12 protein-coding genes and 1 pseudogene are annotated in these 16,618 nt (G+C 71.3%); 5 read left to right on the forward strand and 8 right to left on the reverse strand.

The genetic code is table 11. From position 1 onward, the window contains the following. Window positions 1-106 precede the first annotated feature (106 nt). Complete coding sequence (locus OG403_RS05620) at window positions 107-1,387, reverse strand: extracellular solute-binding protein (protein ID WP_329561924.1); 1,281 nt, start codon at window positions 1,385-1,387, stop codon at window positions 107-109. Between the two features lie 351 nt (window positions 1,388-1,738). Here OG403_RS05620 and OG403_RS05625 point away from each other — a divergent pair, with 351 nt between their 5' ends. The 4 genes from OG403_RS05625 (at window position 1,739) to OG403_RS05640 (ending at window position 6,139) form a co-directional block, all read left to right on the forward strand. Beyond that, window positions 1,739-2,974, forward strand: a complete 1,236-nt coding sequence (locus tag OG403_RS05625; RefSeq protein ID WP_329561927.1) for a homogentisate 1,2-dioxygenase — start codon at window positions 1,739-1,741, stop codon at window positions 2,972-2,974. Next, entirely contained in the window at window positions 2,971-4,194 is a 1,224-nt protein-coding gene (gene fahA / locus OG403_RS05630; RefSeq protein WP_329561929.1) for a fumarylacetoacetase, read from the forward strand. Before OG403_RS05625 ends, fahA begins: the two co-directional genes overlap by 4 nt. Before the next feature lie 227 nt (window positions 4,195-4,421). Then, on the forward strand, window positions 4,422-5,186 hold the full coding sequence (locus tag OG403_RS05635; protein WP_329561931.1) for a G1 family glutamic endopeptidase: 765 nt from the start codon (window positions 4,422-4,424) through the stop codon (window positions 5,184-5,186). A 173-nt stretch (window positions 5,187-5,359) separates the two neighbouring features. After that, window positions 5,360-6,139 carry a G1 family glutamic endopeptidase gene (locus OG403_RS05640; RefSeq protein WP_329561932.1) on the forward strand — a complete coding sequence of 260 codons (780 nt, stop codon included), beginning with the start codon at window positions 5,360-5,362 and terminating at the stop codon, window positions 6,137-6,139. A 60-nt stretch (window positions 6,140-6,199) separates the two neighbouring features. Here the strand turns inward: OG403_RS05640 and OG403_RS05645 are convergent, their stop codons facing one another. The 7 genes and pseudogenes from OG403_RS05645 to OG403_RS05680 form a co-directional block, all read right to left on the reverse strand. Beyond that, window positions 6,200-7,327, reverse strand: a complete 1,128-nt coding sequence (locus OG403_RS05645; protein ID WP_329561933.1) for an FAD-dependent monooxygenase — start codon at window positions 7,325-7,327, stop codon at window positions 6,200-6,202. A gap of 29 nt (window positions 7,328-7,356) precedes the next feature. After that, window positions 7,357-7,923, reverse strand: coding sequence for a GTP-binding protein (locus OG403_RS05650; protein WP_329561934.1), 567 nt, complete (start codon window positions 7,921-7,923; stop codon window positions 7,357-7,359). A 1-nt stretch (window position 7,924) separates the two neighbouring features. Further along, window positions 7,925-8,326: a DUF742 domain-containing protein gene (locus OG403_RS05655; RefSeq protein ID WP_442910862.1), complete on the reverse strand. Its 402-nt coding sequence runs from the start codon at window positions 8,324-8,326 to the stop codon at window positions 7,925-7,927. After that, entirely contained in the window at window positions 8,323-8,727 is a 405-nt protein-coding gene (locus OG403_RS05660; RefSeq protein ID WP_329561935.1) for a roadblock/LC7 domain-containing protein, read from the reverse strand. Before OG403_RS05660 ends, OG403_RS05655 begins: the two co-directional genes overlap by 4 nt. After that, window positions 8,724-10,916 (reverse strand): sensor histidine kinase, encoded by a 2,193-nt coding sequence (locus OG403_RS05665; RefSeq protein ID WP_329561937.1) that lies wholly within the window; start codon window positions 10,914-10,916, stop codon window positions 8,724-8,726. Before OG403_RS05665 ends, OG403_RS05660 begins: the two co-directional genes overlap by 4 nt. A 289-nt stretch (window positions 10,917-11,205) precedes the next feature. Continuing rightward, window positions 11,206-12,310 (reverse strand): annotated as a pseudogene (locus OG403_RS36650) (aldose epimerase family protein). Between the two features lie 61 nt (window positions 12,311-12,371). Further along, window positions 12,372-15,323 carry an ATP-binding protein gene (locus tag OG403_RS05680; protein ID WP_329561942.1) on the reverse strand — a complete coding sequence of 984 codons (2,952 nt, stop codon included), beginning with the start codon at window positions 15,321-15,323 and terminating at the stop codon, window positions 12,372-12,374. Between the two features lie 248 nt (window positions 15,324-15,571). Between OG403_RS05680 and OG403_RS05685 the strand changes: the two genes are divergently transcribed. Continuing rightward, the gene (locus OG403_RS05685; protein ID WP_329561944.1) at window positions 15,572-16,522 is read left to right on the forward strand and encodes a terpene synthase family protein; all 951 of its coding nucleotides are present in this window, start codon (window positions 15,572-15,574) and stop codon (window positions 16,520-16,522) included. Window positions 16,523-16,618 lie beyond the last annotated feature (96 nt).

Here is a 16,618-nt window from a genome sequence, read left to right on the forward strand (position 1 = left end):
TCCGCCCGGCCCGCCCCCGTGGCGGGCCGGGCGGACTCAGCTCAGCTGCTGCTTGCTTCGCGAATCAGACGGGTCGGTCCGGAGCCTCGCTCCGGACCGGTCGGTCTTACTTCGAGAAGTCCGGAAGCAGCTTGGCGTAGTCCTGCGCGGTGGCGTCCAGACCGGCCTGAATGCCCTGCTGGTTGGTGGCGATCTTCCCGAGGTTGGTGCTCAGCGAGGTGAAGAGCGAGGAGTACTCGGGCAGCGCCGGCCGCGGCTGGGCGACGCTCAGGATCTGCTGGAAGCCGGCGATCCCCGGGTCGGACTTGACGTCGGCGGTGAAGGCGTCGGGGCGGGTCGGCAGGGTGGAGTTCTTCTCCGCGATGAACGACTCGCTGTCCGCCGAGGTCATGAAGGCGGCGAACTTCTCGGCGGCGGCCTGGTGGGCGGCGTCCGAGCCGGCGTAGACGGCCAGGTTGGCGCCGCCGGTGGGGGCACCGGCCTTGCCGGCCGAGCCGGCCGGGACGGCGGCGATGCCGAGGTTGGTGTGGTCGGTGAAGGCCGAGCCCTTGTAGATGTTGGTGATCTCCCAGGGGCCGTTGATGATCGCCGCGACCTTGCCGTTGTTGAAGGCGTCCATCATGTGCGCGTAGGAGTCGGTGGTGATGTCGGCCTTGACCGTACCGGGCGCCGTGAACAGCGACTGGTAGGTGGCGATCGCCGCGGCCGCCGCGGGCGAGTTGATGGTGATCTTCTTGTTGGCGGCGTCCACCATGTCGGTGCCCTCGCCGAAGAGCAGCGGCATCGCGTAGTAGCCGTCGCCGGCCCGCATCTCGAAGCCGTCGACGCCGGTCTTGTCCTTCAGGGTGGCGGCGTCGGCCTTCAGCTGATCCCAGGTGGTGGGCAGCGTCGTGATGCCGGCCTTGGCGAAGAGCGCCTTGTTGTAGAGCAGACCCAGGGTGTCGGTGGTCAGCGGGACGCCGTAGGTCTTGCCCTGGTACTGGGCCTGCTTGATCAGGCTGGGCTGGTAGACCGAGGCGTCGGGCAGCGCGGGGGTGCCGTCCAGCGGGGTCAGGAAGCCGGACTTGGCGAAGGCCGCGGTCCAGCCGACATCGGAACGGAAGACGTCCGGGGCGCCCTTGCTGCCCATCGCGGTCTGCAGCTTGTCCTGTGCCTGGTCGAACGGCACGTTGACGAAGTTGACCTTGATGTTCGGGTTGGCTGCCTCGAACTTCTGCACCACGGCCTGGTAGTTCGGCATCTCGTTGGTGGCGTTGGAGGTGTCCCAGTAGGTGATGGTCACCGGGCCGGAGGCCGAGCTGGAGGAACCGGAGCCGCTGCTGCCGCAGGCCGCGAGAGAGACCGCGAGGGCCGCAACGAGGGCGGAGGCCGCGATGCCACGCCGCATGAGAACTCCTTGGGGAGGGGTGGTGGGGGGTGGGGTGGCCCGGAATCCGGGGCGGGAGCGCATAATTGCTCCCAGACACCAACCGCACTCGGTGCCGGTGCCGGGCTTGTGACCAGGAACGTAACAGCGGCGCAAGGCGCTTTGAAAGTTCTTGCAGCAAGTTTCTGCAAGAACCTGGGGATCGTTACATCCGCGTGTCCAGACGGTTGCCGTCACGCGTCTTGACCGATGCGGCCAGTCCTTGACACCGCAGCGCCCCTGCCATGGGATTGGTGTGGACCGCCCCCACCCCCCCGGGAGGTTCCGCCCTGGCCGGCGCAGTCCAGGGTGTCAGTCGCTCAGGAGGCGCAGATGGCGTACTACCGCACCGTTGGCACGGTGCCGCCCAAGAGGCACACGCAGCACCGCAACGAGGCCGGCGGCCTCTACTACGAGGAGCTGATGGGCGAGGAGGGCTTCTCCTCCGACTCCTCGCTGCTCTACCACCGCGCCATCCCCTCCGCCCTGGTGGACAGCCGGATCTGGGCCCTGCCGGAGGGCAAGCCGGAGCCCAACCACCCGCTGAAGCCCTTCCACTTCAAGCTGCACGACCTGTTCCCGGGCGAGGAGTGGCGCCAGACCGACGCGGTGCGCGGGCGCCGGGTGGTGCTGGCCAACGCCGACGTGCGGATCGCCTACGTGGCCTGCGGCCGGCCCTCGCCCCTCTACCGCAACGCCATAGGCGACGAGTGCGTCTACGTGGAGTCCGGCAGCGGCACGGTCGAGACGGTCTTCGGCACGCTGGAGGTGGGCCAGGGCGACTACGTGATCCTCCCGCGCGCCACCACCCACCGCTGGCTGCCGAGCGGCGACCAGCCGCTGCGGCTGTACGCGATCGAGGCGAACAGCCACATCACCCCGGCCAAGCGCTACCTCTCCAAGTACGGCCAGCTGCTGGAGCACGCGCCGTTCTGCGAGCGCGACCTGCGCGGGCCGGTGGGGCCGCTGGTGGTCGGGCCGGGCGAGGGCGGGGACGAGGACACCGAGATCTACGTCAAGCACCGCGGCAACGGCTCCAGCGGTATCGCCGGCACCGTCTTCGTCACCCCCACCCACCCCTTCGACGTGGTGGGCTGGGACGGCTGCCTCTACCCGTACGTCTTCAACATCAGCGACTACGAGCCGATCACCGGCCGGATCCACCAGCCGCCGCCGGCCCACCAGGTCTTCGAGGGCAACAACTTCGTGATCTGCAACTTCGTGCCGCGCAAGGTGGACTACCACCCGCTCTCCATCCCGGTGCCGTACTACCACTCCAACGTGGACAGCGACGAGGTGATGTTCTACTGCGGCGGGAACTACGAGGCCCGCAAGGGCTCGGGCATCGGCCAGGGCTCGATCTCGCTGCACCCGGGCGGGCACACCCACGGCCCGCAGCCGGGCGCCTACGAGCGCTCGATCGGCGCCGAGTTCTTCGACGAGCTCGCGGTGATGGTGGACACCTTCCGCCCGCTGGAGGTCGCCGAGGGCGGCCGGGCCAGTGACGACGGCAAGTACGCGTGGAGTTGGAGCGGGCGCGGCCCGCAGGACGGTGGCAAGCAGCAGTGACCGCTCAGCAGAACCGAGCAGCGCAGACCTGGGTCCCGGTGCCGGACGGCTCCGACTTCCCGGTGCAGAACCTGCCCTACGGCGTCTTCACCCCGCGCGGCTCCACCGAGCCCCGCGTCGGCGTGGCGATCGGCGAGTTCGTGCTGGACCTGTCGGCGATCTGGGCGGGTACCCCGCTCGGCGCCGACCTGGCCACCGGCTCGCTCAACCGCTTCCTGCGCCGCGGGCCCGCCGAGTGGGCGTACGTGCGCGAGCGGGTCACCGACCTGCTGACCGGCGAGGGCGAGCGGCGACTGGTGGAGGCCAACCTCCACCGGATCGACGAGGTCGAACTCCACCTTCCGGTGGAGGTGGCCGACTACGTGGACTTCTACGCTTCGGAGCAGCACGCCACCAACCTGGGCCACATCTTCCGGCCCGACGGCGAGGCGCTGCTGCCGAACTGGAAGCACCTGCCGGTCGGCTACCACGGGCGCGCGGGCACCGTGGTGGCCTCCGGCACCGAGATCCGCCGCCCGAGCGGGCAGCGCAAGGGACCGAACGACCCGGCACCGGTCTTCGGCTCCTCGGTGAAGCTGGACATCGAGGCCGAGCTGGGCTTCGTGGTCGGGGCCGGCTCGAAGCTGGGCGAGCCGGTGGCCGTCGACGACTTCGCGCAGCACGTCTTCGGCGTGGTGCTGCTCAACGACTGGAGCGCGCGCGACATCCAGGCCTGGGAGTACGTGCCGCTCGGCCCGTTCCTCGGTAAGTCGTTCGCCACCTCCATCTCCCCGTGGGTGGTCCCGCTGGCCGCGCTGGAGGCCGCCCGGGTGGCCACCCCGGCCCAGCAGCCGCAGCCGCTGCCCTACCTGGTGGAGAAGGAGCCCTGGGGGCTGGACCTCGACCTGGAGGTGCGGCTGAACGACGCCGTCATCTCGCGCCCGCCGTACGCCGGGATGTACTGGTCACCGGCCCAGATGCTGGCGCACACCACGGTCAACGGCGCCTCGCTGCGCACCGGCGACCTCTACGGCTCGGGCACCATCTCCGGCCCCGGCGCCGACCAGCGCGGCTCGCTGATCGAGCTGACCTGGAACGGGCGCGACCCGATCACCCTGCCGGACGGCTCCACCCGGACCTTCCTGCAGGACGGCGACACCGTGACGATGACCGCCTCGGCGACCGGCGCGGACGGCGTGCGGATCGGGTTCGGCGAGGTGCGCGGCACGATCGCGGACTGACACCCGACAGCTGACGGTTCGACAGCTGACACACCGACAACAGAGCGGCCGGCCTCCCGATCGGGAGGCCGGCCGTTTCACTGTGTTCACAAAAGAAACTTTACATTCCCGTAATACCATCTGATCCACTGGCTGCCCTACAGTTGTCGGCACACCGTCAAACAGGTGTCCCCCCAATGAAGTTCGCGCGACAACGACCCCCACCTCTCGCCCTCAAGGGAGCAGCCATGTCCGCAACTCCTCGCCGTACCCTGGCCGTCGCCGCCGCGCTCACCGCGGTGCTCGGCAGCGCCGCCCCCGCGCTCGCCGTCAGCGCCCCCGCCCTGGTCAACGCCCCGATGGCGGCGACCGCGCACCCCCTCACCGCGCACGGCGGGATCCTGCACAGCACCAGCAGCAACTGGTCCGGCTACGCCGCGACCGGCCAGAAGTTCACCAGCGTCACCGCCAGTTGGGTGCAGCCGGCCGCCAGCTGCAACGGCGACGACACCTACTCCAGCTTCTGGATCGGCCTGGACGGCGACGGCAGCAGCTCGGTCGAGCAGACCGGCAGTGAGGTGGACTGCTCCGGCGGCTCGCCGCAGTACTACGCCTGGTACGAGATGTACCCGGCCTACCCGGTCAACTTCAGCAACACGGTGCGGCCCGGCGACCACTTCACCGCCTCGGTGACCGAGTCCGGCAGCGGCGCCTTCACCCTGAAGCTCTCCGACACCACCGCGGGCTGGAGCCACACCGTCAGCAAGACGCTGAAGAACGCCGCGCTGGCGTCGGCCGAGATCATCGCCGAGGCCCCCTCGGACTCCACCGGCGCGCTGCCGCTGACCGACTTCGGCAAGATCAACTTCACCGGGGCCACCGCCAACGGCAAGTCGATCGGCAGCTTCTCGCCCGAGAACATCACCATGGCCAGCAACGGCACCACGCTCGCCACCACCTCCGCACTGAGCGGCGGCAGCGCCTTCTCGGTGACCTGGAAGAACGAGAGCTGATCAGCTGACCGGCTGATTCACGGGCCAGGGCACGGCGACTCACCCGAACAGGTGAAGCGCGGGGCGAATCTGAGTATGCGTCACATCACCGGACGGTCGGACGGGCATACGTCTGTCGGCATACAGCCGTATGTACACAGTCCATCAGCACACACTCGATCCGGTGGAGTATCATGCCCGCCCCTCGTCGTCGCGCCCTGGCCGTCTCCGCCGCACTCGCGGCGGTCCTCGGCACCTCCCTCCCCACTCTCCCCGCCCTGGCCGCCTCGGCCCCCGAGCTGGTGAACGCTCCGATGGTGGCCACCTCACCCCATCTGACCGGACCGCACGGCACCCCCATCACCCAGGGCACCAGCACCAACTGGTCCGGCTACGCCGCCACCGGACAGAAGTTCACCAATGTCAGCGCCAGTTGGGTCGAACCGGCCGGCCTGTGCACGGACACCGACACCTGGTCCAGCTTCTGGGTCGGCCTGGACGGCGACGGCAGCGACTCGGTCGAGCAGACCGGCAGCGAGGTGGACTGCTCCGGCGGCGAGCCGCAGTACTACTCCTGGTACGAGATGTACCCGGCCTACCCGGTCATGTTCAGCAACGACGTCGCGCCCGGCGACCACTTCACCGCCTCCGTCACCGAGGACACCGGCGGCGCCTTCACCCTGAAGCTCTCCGACACCACCCAGGGCTGGAGCCACACCATCCACAAGACCCTGAAGAGCGCCGCGCTGGCCTCCGCGGAGATCATCGCCGAGGCGCCCTCGACGGCGCAGGGGCCGCTGCCGCTGGCCGACTTCGACAAGGTCGACTTCACCGGCGCCACCGCCAACGGCAAGCCGATCGGCACCTTCTCCCCGGAGAACATCACCATGGCGGCCCGCAACGGCACGGTGCTGGCCAGCACCTCACCGCTGACCGGCGGCGACGCCTTCTCGGTGACCTGGCACCACAGCTGAGCGAAGCACCGACGGGCCCGCCGGCGTCCGGCGGGCCCGTCGACATGTCAACTCAGCGGCTCAGTAGGGCTGCACCAGCACGTGCGCGGCGCCGGGGATGCCGACCTCGAGCAGCTCGTCCTCGGCCGGCGTGGTCGGGGTGCCGGTCTCCTGCTTGAGGACGGCCCGGGAGAGCGACTGGACCCACATCGCGCGCGGGCGGCGGCGCTCCTCCCAGGCGGTCAGCGCGATCCCCAGGTCGGCGTGCTCGTCCAGTGACCGGGCCAGCAGCAAGGCGTCCTCGACCGCCATCGCCGCACCCTGCGCCAGGTGCGGGGTGCTCGCGTGGGCGGCGTCGCCGGCCAGTACCACCCGGCCGACGTGCCACGGCGCCTCGACCGTGACCTGGGAGATCCGCGAGTAGACCACCGCCGCCGGATCCGTCACCTGCTCCAGCGCCGCCGCGATCGGCCCGCCGAACCCCGCCAAACGCTCGCGCAGTTGCTCGTGCGCGCGCTCGGGATCCGGGCGGAAGTCCGCGGCCTCGGCGAAGACCGTGCCCAGGTACATCAGCTCGTCGGTGATCGGGGTGAGCAGCGCCTTGGCGCTGCGGTTCCCGGTGCTCATCAGCACCCCCCGCAGCTGCGGATCGCGCGGCAGGGTGACCCGCCAGTTGGCGAAGCCGGTGTACTCGGGGGTGAAGCGGTCCCCGTAGAGCCGGGTGCGCAGCGGCGAGCCGATCCCGTCGAAGCCGACGATCAGGTCGTAGCGCTCGGCGCTGCCGTCGGAGAGCTGGACATCGCCCTCGTCGGTGAGCGAGTCGATGGTGGTGGCGAAGCGGATCCTGGCCCCGGCCTCGACCGCCGCCGCCCCCAGCACCCTGGCCAGCGCCGGCCGGGGTATGCCGTTGTTCGACGGCACGTCACCCATCCGCGGCTGCGGGATCCGGGCCAGCGTGGCGCCGGCCGGGTCGCAGACGGTGAGCACCTCCCACTCGAAGCCCGCCGCCAGGCACTGGTCCAGCACGCCGATCTCCCGCATCACGTGCAGTGCGTTGGAGGGCTGGATGATGCCGACGCCGAGCGCGTCCAGCTCGCCGCGCAGCTCGGCGACCTCCACCCGGTGGCCGCGCCGGGCCAGGGCGGTGGCCGCCGTGAGGCCGCCGATGCCGCCGCCGTGGATCAGGACGCGCAGGGGTGCGGTGCTCATATCGATGGATCCCCTATCGGTGACGGCCCTCAGACCAGGGCCGGCTGGTTGATCAGGTGGTCGACCAGGGCGAGCAGCACGTCCCGGCCGAACGGACGGGTGCGCACGTCCCCGATCAGCAGCGGCACCTGCGGATCCAGGTCGAGGGCGGCGCGGATCTCCTCGGGCGTACGGGTGTTGACGCCGTCGAAGCAGTTGATCGCCACCACGAAGGGGATCTGCCGGCTCTCGAAGAAGTCGATCGAGGCGAAGCTGCTCTCCAGCCGCCGGGTGTCGGCGATCACCACCCCGCCCAGTGCCCCGTTCACCAGGTCGTTCCACATGAACCAGAAGCGCTCCTGGCCCGGGGTGCCGAACAGGTAGACCACCAGCTCGGGGTTGATGGTGATCCGGCCGAAGTCGAGCGCGACGGTGGTGGTGTCCTTGGCGTCCACCCCGTCCAGGAAGTCGACGCCGATGCTGGCCCGGGTCAGGTACTCCTCGGTGCGCAGCGGGGCGACCTCGCTGACCGAGCCGACCAGGGTGGTCTTGCCGACCCCGAAGCCGCCCGCGATCAGGATCTTCACAGCGGCCGGAGCCGCCTGGCTGTCTGTCATCTCAGAGTCTCCGCAGTCCCTCGCGTACGGCGTTCAGCAGGCCGAGGTCGACGCCACCGCTGGCCCGGGCCACCGCGATCGGGGCCCGGGCGGCCAGCAGGCCCTGCGCGATCAGGTCGCCGAGCAGGATCTTGGTGACCGAGACCGGCAGGTCCAGGTCGGCCGCCAGTTCCGCGACCGCCGCCGGCTGCCGGGTGCAGCGCGCCAGGATCGCCCGGTGCTCGGGCTGCAGCCGCCGGCCCGCCTGTTCGGCGGCCCGCGGCAGCGCGGTGAGCACGGTGATCAGGGTGAGGTCGTCGCGCTCGGGCGCGGTGCGGCCGCGGGTGATGGTGTACGGGCGGACCATCGACTCCGCGCCGTCGTCCCCGACCGTCTCCTCCAGCTCCTCCCAGTTCGGGCTCACCCGACACCCCGGATCGGGGTGCTGAGCTTCTGCCCGACCTGCTGGACCAGGGTGTGCATGGCCAGCGACATCACCTCGGCGTCCACCTCCTGGGAGGCGATCACGGCCAGGTGGGTGCCCTGGCCGGCGGCGGTGATGAAGAGCCACAGCTCGGCCAGTTCGACGATCACCTGGTGCACCGAGCCGCCGTCGAAGAGCGTGCCGACGCCACGGGCCAGGCTCTGCTGACCGGTCGCCACCGCCGCCAGCCGCTCGGCGTCCGCCCGGTCGATACCACGCGACTTGCTGACCACCAGGCCGTCGTCGGAGAGCAGCACCGCGTGTCTGGTGCCGGCCACCGAATCCACCAACCCGTCCAGCAGCCAGTCCAGGTCCTGATGGGTGGCGATGGTGCGCGTCATGACGGGTCCTCACTGGTGGGGATGGGGGTCAGCTCGGTGGTCTCGTCACCGAAGCGGGCGGCCCGGGAGCGGCGCTGGAAGGCGCCGATCGCGGCACCGGAGCGAACCGGGGCGGGTGCGGGAGCCTGCGGGGGCTCGCCCGGGGTCCGGTCGTGCTCCGACGGGGTCGGTGGGGTGCGCAGTTCGGCGGCCAGGCTGGCCTGGCGGACCCGCTGCGGGAGCGGGGGCTGCACGTTCTCGGCGGTCCGTTCGTGGTCGCTGACGGGAGCCGCCCAGGACGGGCGGGCGGCGGGGACGGGGGCCGGGACCGGGTCGGCCACCAGGGCCGGCAGCGGGGGCGGGGCGCTGGGCAGTGCCCCGCCCGGCGCCGGCCCGGCGGCGGGCAGGGTAAGGCCGCGCACCCGGGACGGCAGTGGCAGGGCTTCCACCAGCACCGGCTCCAGTACGGCGCCGTCGGTGACCAGCTCGCCGGGGATCAGCACCACCGCACGGGTGCCGCCGAAGGCCGAGGCGCGGAACTCCACCCGCAGCCCGAGGGTGTCGGCCAGCCGGGCGACCACGTAGAGGCCGAGCCGGATGTCCTCGGCCTGGGCCAGCACGTCCATCCGGGGCGGACGCTGCATCAGCTCGTTGGCGGCGTCCAGTTGCTCGGGCTCCATGCCGAGCCCGCGGTCCTCGATCTCCACCGCCAGGCCCCGCCCGACCATCGCGGCGCGCACCTCGACCGGCGTGGGCGGCTTGGAGAAGGCGGCGGCGTTCTCCATCAGCTCGGCCAGCACGTGCACCACCGGGCCGACCGCGCGCTCGGAGAGCCATGGGGCGCCCTCGATGTCGATCAGGATCCGCTGGTAGTCCTGCACCTCGCCCTGGGCGGCGCGCAGCACGTCCAGCAGCGAGACCGGCTTGCGCCAGCGGCGCTGGGGCTGACCGCCGGCCAGGATGACCAGGTTCTCCTCGTAGCGGCGCAGGCGCGCGGTGAGGTGGTCGAGGTCGAAGAGGCCTTCCAGCACCTCGGGGTCCTCGTGCTTGCGCTCCATCTCGTCCAGCGTCTTCAGCTGAAGGCCGATCAGCAGCTGGGTGCGGCGGGCGATGCGCTGCAGCAGCCGCTCGAAGCCGCGGTGCTGCTCGGCCTGGCCGACAGCGGCGGTGACGGCGCTGTGCCGGGCCAGGTTGAGGGCCTGGCCGAGTTGGGTGAGCTCGTCGCCGCGGGCCGGGCCGGTGCTGATCGGCCCGGTCTCCTGCTCGGGCTCCGGCTGCTCGCCGCGGCCGAGCCGGTCGACCAGCTCGGGCAGGGTGCGCTCGAGTTCACCCGCCTGGGCCTGGAGGTCGACGATCCGGCGGCGCAGCGAGCGGGTCAGCCGCCAGCTGGTGATGATCACGGCGATCACCGCGAGCAGGCCGATGAGGCTGGTCAGCACCACCCGCAGCAGCAGCGTCTCGATGCTGCTCTTGCCGGTGTCGATCACCGCGTCGGTACGGTCCTGCAGCAGCGAGACCAGCTGCGGGGTGGCCAGGTCGATGGCCTGGCGCCACTGGGCCTGGACCGGCGGGAGCGGGACGGTGTTGTCGGAGCTGGTTTTGATGGGCTTGAGCAGTTGCTGCTCGATACCGGTTTTGGTCTGCCAGGCCGGGCCGGTGATCATCTCCCGGGCGGCAGCGGCCTCCTGGCTGGGCAGGAACGGCAGGATCTTGTTGCCGTAGAGGAACGAGGCGTCGGCGATCGCCTCCTGCACCGCCTGGAAGTCCGGCAACGACAGCTTGCCGCTGGGCCAGCCGCGGGCCAGGATCGCGTCCTCGCGGGAGACCATCTCCTTGGCCCAGAACTCGTCGACCAGGGTCCGCGAGAGGTAGCCGACCTCACCGTTGTCCACGTGGCTGATCGCGGTGAACAGGTTGAGGTCGACGGTGATCAGGTTGGTGTAGTACAGGAAGATGCTCTGCTGGTCGATGGAGCCCTGGTCCACCGCGGCCCGCCGCTGGGGCAGCTGGTCCAGCGCCGTGCGGGCCGAGCTGATCGCGTTCTTCACCTCGGCGGAGGCGTGCGACTCGGAGACGCTGGAGAGCTTCTGGAAGGTGCGCACCGCGTCGTCGGTGGACTGCCGCTGGGTGGCCAGTTGGTCGGTGACGCTGCCCGGCTGGGCCAGCTGCTCAGCCGTGAGCCGACGCTCCTCCTGGAGGTTGTAGTACACGATGTTCGATGGCTGACCGGCCTTCTGGGCCAGCAGCCCCTGCGCGGCCTGCCGTTGGAAGTCGGACAGCGTCTGTCCGGTGGTGACGGCCCAGAGCGCGGCCAGCGCGATGCTGGGGACGATCGCCAGGACCAGCAGCGCGGTCCGCAGGGTGAGGCGCGAGCGCCGGGTTTTCGAGGTGTTTCGCAGCCTGGAGGCTCTACGCGGGCGCAGGGCATTCTCCTCGGAAAGGGCGGTGCTCTATGGCGACACGCCGTCTGTAGTACGACCTTTGACGGAGTGATACTAGTCATACTGTGTGACTGCTGGGAAAACCCCAGGCGAAACGGAGCAGCGTCACGGAGCGAAACTCCTGGCCAGGGCGTAGTTCGGTGGACGGATAGCCCGGCCGGTGCGGCGAGTCCGGGTGGTGCTGGGTCTCCAACGCGACCCCGGCGTACGGCCCGTAAGCGACCCGCCCAGGACCGGTCACCGCACCGTGGAAGGTGTTGGACGTGTACACCTGAAGGCCGGGCTCGGTGGTCAGCACTTCCAGGCTCCGCCCAGAAACCGGGTCCTCCAGCAGCGCCGCCCGCACCGGCGGCCCGTCCTGCGGGCGCGGGCGCAGCACCCAGTTGTGGTCGTAGCCGCCCGGTCCGGCCAGTTGCGGGTGCTCCTCGTGGATCGCCTTGCCGATCGGGGTCGCGGTGCGGAAGTCGAACGGGGTGCCGGCCACCGGCTGGTACGGGCCGTAGGGGATCTGCCGCTCGTCCACCGGGGTGTACTCGTCGGCGTCCACCGTGAGCAGTTGGCCGAGCACGTCACCGCTGGCCTCGCCCGCGAGGTTGAAGTAGGCGTGGTTCGTCAGGTTGATGACGGTGGGTCGTGTGGTCACCCCGGTACTCGATGGCCAACTCGCCGCCGGCGGAGAGCAGGTAGCTGACCCAGACGTCCAGCGCGCCGGGGAAGCCCTGGTCGCCGTCGGGGCTGTGCAGGTGCAGCCGCACGCCCGCGCGCTCACCCTCGACGACCGGCTCGGCGGCCCACATCCGGTCGGCGAAGCCGTCCGCGCCGCCGTGCAGGGTGACACCGCCGCCGGTGGGAGCGAGCCGGTACTCCTGGCCGTCCAGGGTGATCCGGCTGTCGGCGATCCGGTTGGCGTAGCGCCCGACGGTGGCGCCGAAGTGCCTGGCCGGGCCGAGGATCTGGGCCAGTTCCTCGCTGGCCAGCAGCACCTGGCCGACCGCGCCGGTGCGGTCCGGGATCCGCACCCCGTGCAGGGTGGCGCCCAGGGTGAGCACCGCGACCTCGACCGGCCCGGCGCTCAGTGTCCAGCGCTCGATCGCGGCCCCTGCCCCGCCGTGCTCCAGCGGGGCGTGCGAGACCGTCACCACGTGCTCGGAGTTGGGCGCCATCTGCTGCTCCTTCGAATTCGCTGTGCCGAACGGGGCTAACCGTGCGTCAGCTTAGGGCGTGTCAGGACCCTTGTTGGGCCGTGTCAGGACCCTTGTTCGGCAGCCCGAGTGCGGCGGCCAGGCCCTCCCGGGTGCTGCCGGTCTTGCGGTGCACCGCGGCCAGCCGCCGGTTGACCAGGCTCACCGCCATGGTCAGCCGCTCGGCGATCTCCACCGGCGACAGTCCCGACACGGTGAGTTCGGCGATCCGCCACTCGACCTGGCTCAGCGCGTCCCGCCCGGTGCTGCGCAGCCGGCTGGGGCGCAGCCCCGAGGCCTTCAGCTCCTCGCGGGCCCGGGCCATCAGGCCGTCCGCGTTGCACTCCACCGCCAGCTCCATGCCCTGGTGCAGCTGCTCGGTGGCCTCGGCCAGCCGACCCGCCTCGCGCAGCGCGGCGCCCAGTTCGACCAGTGCGCAGGCCTGTTCGTAGCCGGCCGGGGAGTGGCCGAGCTCGCGCACCGCCTCGCCGAGCAGGTCCACGGCGGGCTGGCCCTCCACCACGGCGGCCGTCAGCCGCAGCGCGGTCCCGATCGCCGAGGCGACGCCGGAGGAGCGGGCCCTGGCCAGCCCCTCCTCGGCCAGCTCACGGGCCCGCGCCGGGTCCTCGGGCAGCACGGCGAGCGCCAGGTGCCCCAGCCAGGGCGCCCAGATGGTGTTGTGCCAGCCGCGCTCGACCAGCCGCCCGCCGACCTCGGTGAACACCCCGGCGGCGGCCTGCCGGTCCCGCTGGGCCAGCAGCAGCTTGCCGTAGAGGGTGGCCGCGTCCGGCAGCACCATCGCGGTGGGGTGGTACGGCGGCGCGAAGGAGTAGTCGGCGGCCAGCTTCCAGGCCTCCTCGGTCCGCCCGCGCGCCAGCAACGTGTCGGCCAGCACACCGACCGCGTCCCACTGCAGCGGCAGGCCGGGGCCCAGCCGGCGGGCGATCCGCAGCGCCTGGCGCAGGAACTCCTCGGCCTCGGCGAGCGCGCCGCGGCGGAACCGGACCAGGCCCATCAGGAAGTAGGCGAAGCCGAGGTGGCCGCCGCCCCAGCCCGCCACCTCGAAGGTCCTGATCGCCTCCTCGAAGAGCTTCTCGGCGCGGTCCAGGCGGTCGGTGTAGACGTAGGTGAGGCCGATGATCCCGGGCAGCTCCAGGCCCCACATGGTGCTGGTCCAGTCCAGCCCGGTCGGCAGCCGGCCGTCCGCCAGCACCGCGGAGTCCACCAGCGCCAGCACCTCGGTGGCGTCACCGCCCTGCAGCGTCAGGTCCCAGGCGCGCAGCGCGCGGGCCGCCCGCGCGTACAGGTCGTCGCCGGTCAGTTCGGCGCACAGGGCGGCCAGCCGGGCCGAGCGCTCGGGGCCGTCGGCCTCCTCGCGCTGGAAGGCCGCCCAGATGAAGTGGGCCACCTGCAGCCTGGTCCGCCCCGGCCCCGACGCGGTCCGCTCGGCCTCGGCCAGGGTGATCTCGGCGGCCTCCACCAGCCGGCCGCTGTGCGCGAGCACCTCGGAGAGCCGGAAGGTGGCGTCCACCCGCAGGTCGCTGCGCAGTCCCGGAGTGCTGTCGAGCGCGAGGCGGAGCTGGTTGACCGTGCTGACCGGGTCGGTGAGCAGCGTCGCGCAGCCCAACTCGTAGATCACCTCGGCCCGGTCCTCGTCCTCCGGCGGCTCGGCCAGCGCGCGGTCCAGGCAGCGCACGGCCGCGTCCGGGGCACCCACCGCCAGATGCTCGCGGGCCGCCTGGCGCAGCTTGGCCACCACCTCGGGATCGCCCTCGGGGTGGGTCTCCAGCAGGTGCCGGGAGGACTCCACCAGCGGGCGCCCGGCGTTCTCCAGCTCGATGGCCGCCTTGCCGTGCATCGCGGTGCGCATGCCCAACCGGATCGACTTGTAGAGCGAGGTGGCGAGCAGTGGGTGGACGAACTCCAGCGGGCCGTCGGCCGGGCCGTTGAGCACCTGCTGGCGCCGGAGTTCGGCGATCGCGTCGGCGGCGGCCGACGGGGTCATCCCGGCGATCCTGGTCGCCACCGGGATCGCGATCTGGGTGCCGAGCATCGCGGCGGCCTGGGCGAAGTTGAAGGTGTTGACGCTGAGCTTGGTCAGCCAGTACTCGCGGTCCATGCCCTGGGCCTCGGCGGCCAGGTCGTGCAGCAGCGGCACGTTCTCGTGCACCGGCTCGATGCCGCTCTCGCGGACCTTCGCCAGCAGGGCGTTGACCAGGAACGGGTTGCCGTCGGTGACCGCCCAGACCTGGCGGCAGAAGGAGTCCTCGGCGGTGTCCGGGAAGACCTCGTGGACCAGCCGCCTGACCGGCTCCGGCTGCAGGCCCTGGAACTCCAGGTGCCGGTGCGAGTTTCCGGCCACCAGGGCGCGGAACGACTGGGCCTGCTCGGGCAGTTCGCCGGAGCGCCAGGCGATGGCCAGCAGCACCGGCAGTTCGGGGCAGCGCTGGGCGAAGGCCTCCAGCCAGCTGAGCGACTCGTGGTCGGCCCACTGCAGGTCGTCGACCAGCATCACCAGCGGTGCCTGGCGGACGGCGAGTTGGGTCAGCACGTAGTCGATGCCGGTGCGCACGCTCTGCGGGTCGGCCGGCTCGCCGCTGGGCGCCAGCAGGCCGAGCGCGGGGCCGGCGATCTCGCGCCACTGCCCGAGCACCTCCTGCTGCTGCGTTTCGCCCAGCCGCAGCAGCTCGGGGAGCAGTAACTGGCGCAGCAGGTAGAAGGGTTCGTTGACCCGCTGCTCACCGGCCCGGCCGCTGAGCACGGTCAGGCCCTCGCGGCCGGCCAGCGCCCTGATCTGCTGGAGCATGGTGGTCTTGCCGAGCCCGGCGGTGCCGCTGTAGAGCAGCAGCGAGCCGAGCCGGATGCCGCCGGCCGCGAAGTCCCGGCGCAGCGTGTCGATCGCCGTCCTGGCCGCACCCAGCGCGGCCTCGCGCTCGTAGAGTCGCGGGAGCACCGAAGCCTCGCCCGCTCCTCCTTCGCTCTGCTGTTCGGTCACCGTCGGTCCCCTCCACCTCGCCACTGCGTGATCCTGAGGGTGAGGCTATCGCCGAGACGGCCCACGCGCCGACGCTTCGCGCAGGTAGCGCCACTGACCATGGTTCAAGCGCAGGTGCCATGGGCAATTGCTGCGACAGCCAGAACATCTGATGGTCTGATCAGATACCCTGCGGGCCGCAGAAACACAGGGATCATGCTAGACCGTGGCACCACCCGTACGACCGGCCCTCACCTTCCGGGAGTCCGATGTCCGACGCGACCACCCTTGACGTGCCTTACCCCCACCGCCAGAACCCGCACATCGCGAACGCGGCGGCCCAGCACCGGCGCTGGCTGAACGAGCACTGGATGCTCGGCAGCGCGATGACCCCCGACGCCTACGCGCGCTGGGACGTACCCGGCCTGGCCGCGCTGAGCTACCCGGACTGCACCGCCGAGGAGTTGGCGCTCGCCACCGACCTGATGGGCTTCTACTTCCTGTTCGACGACCAGTTCGACGGCCCGCTCGGGCGCCGACCCGGCGAGGTCGCGGTGCTCTGCGACCGGCTCACCGGCGTGCTGCACGGCACGCCCGCCCCCACCGACACCCCGTGCGCCTTGGCCTTCGAGGACCTCTGGCAGCGGATCAGCCGCGGCATGTCACCACGCTGGCGGGCCCGCGCCACCTACAACTGGGAGTGCTACTTCGCCAGCCACCCGGCCGAGGCGGCCGGTCGACGCGGCGGCGAACCGCCGGACCGGGAGACCTATCTGATCCTGCGCCGGGGTACCGCAGCGATGGAATCGGTGCTCGACATGGTCGAACGGCTCGGCCGCTTCGAGGTGGCCCCGGCCGCCTTCCACAGTCCGCTGCTCAAGCAGCTGCGCCAACTTGTCGCCGACATACCCTCGCTGAGCAACGACATCCGCTCCTATCCGCAGGAGGCACCCCGCGGCGACGTGAACAACCTGGTGATGATCGTGCAGCGGGAGCGCGGTTGCTCCCTGGAGGAGGCCGGCTCGGTGGTGCTCGCCGAGGCCCAGCTGATGGTCGACCGCTACGCCCGACTGGTGGACGACCTACCGCGCACCTACCGGGAGCTGGAGCTGGGACCGGACCAGAGCCGGACCGCGCAGCGCTACGCGGACGGCCTGACCGCCTGGCTCTCGGGCTACCTGAGCTGGGAGAGCGGCACCGGCCGCTACCGGAGCGGGTGACCTTCCCGGCACACACGGTAGCCGAGCGGCCGCAGCAAGGCTAGGGTGCGCAGAGCACCTCAGCCGTCAGTCGCCCGCGCCCCGAGGAGAACCCGG

The sequence above is a fragment of the Kitasatospora sp. NBC_01266 genome, assembly GCF_036242395.1.
GTDB lineage: Bacteria > Actinomycetota > Actinomycetes > Streptomycetales > Streptomycetaceae > Kitasatospora.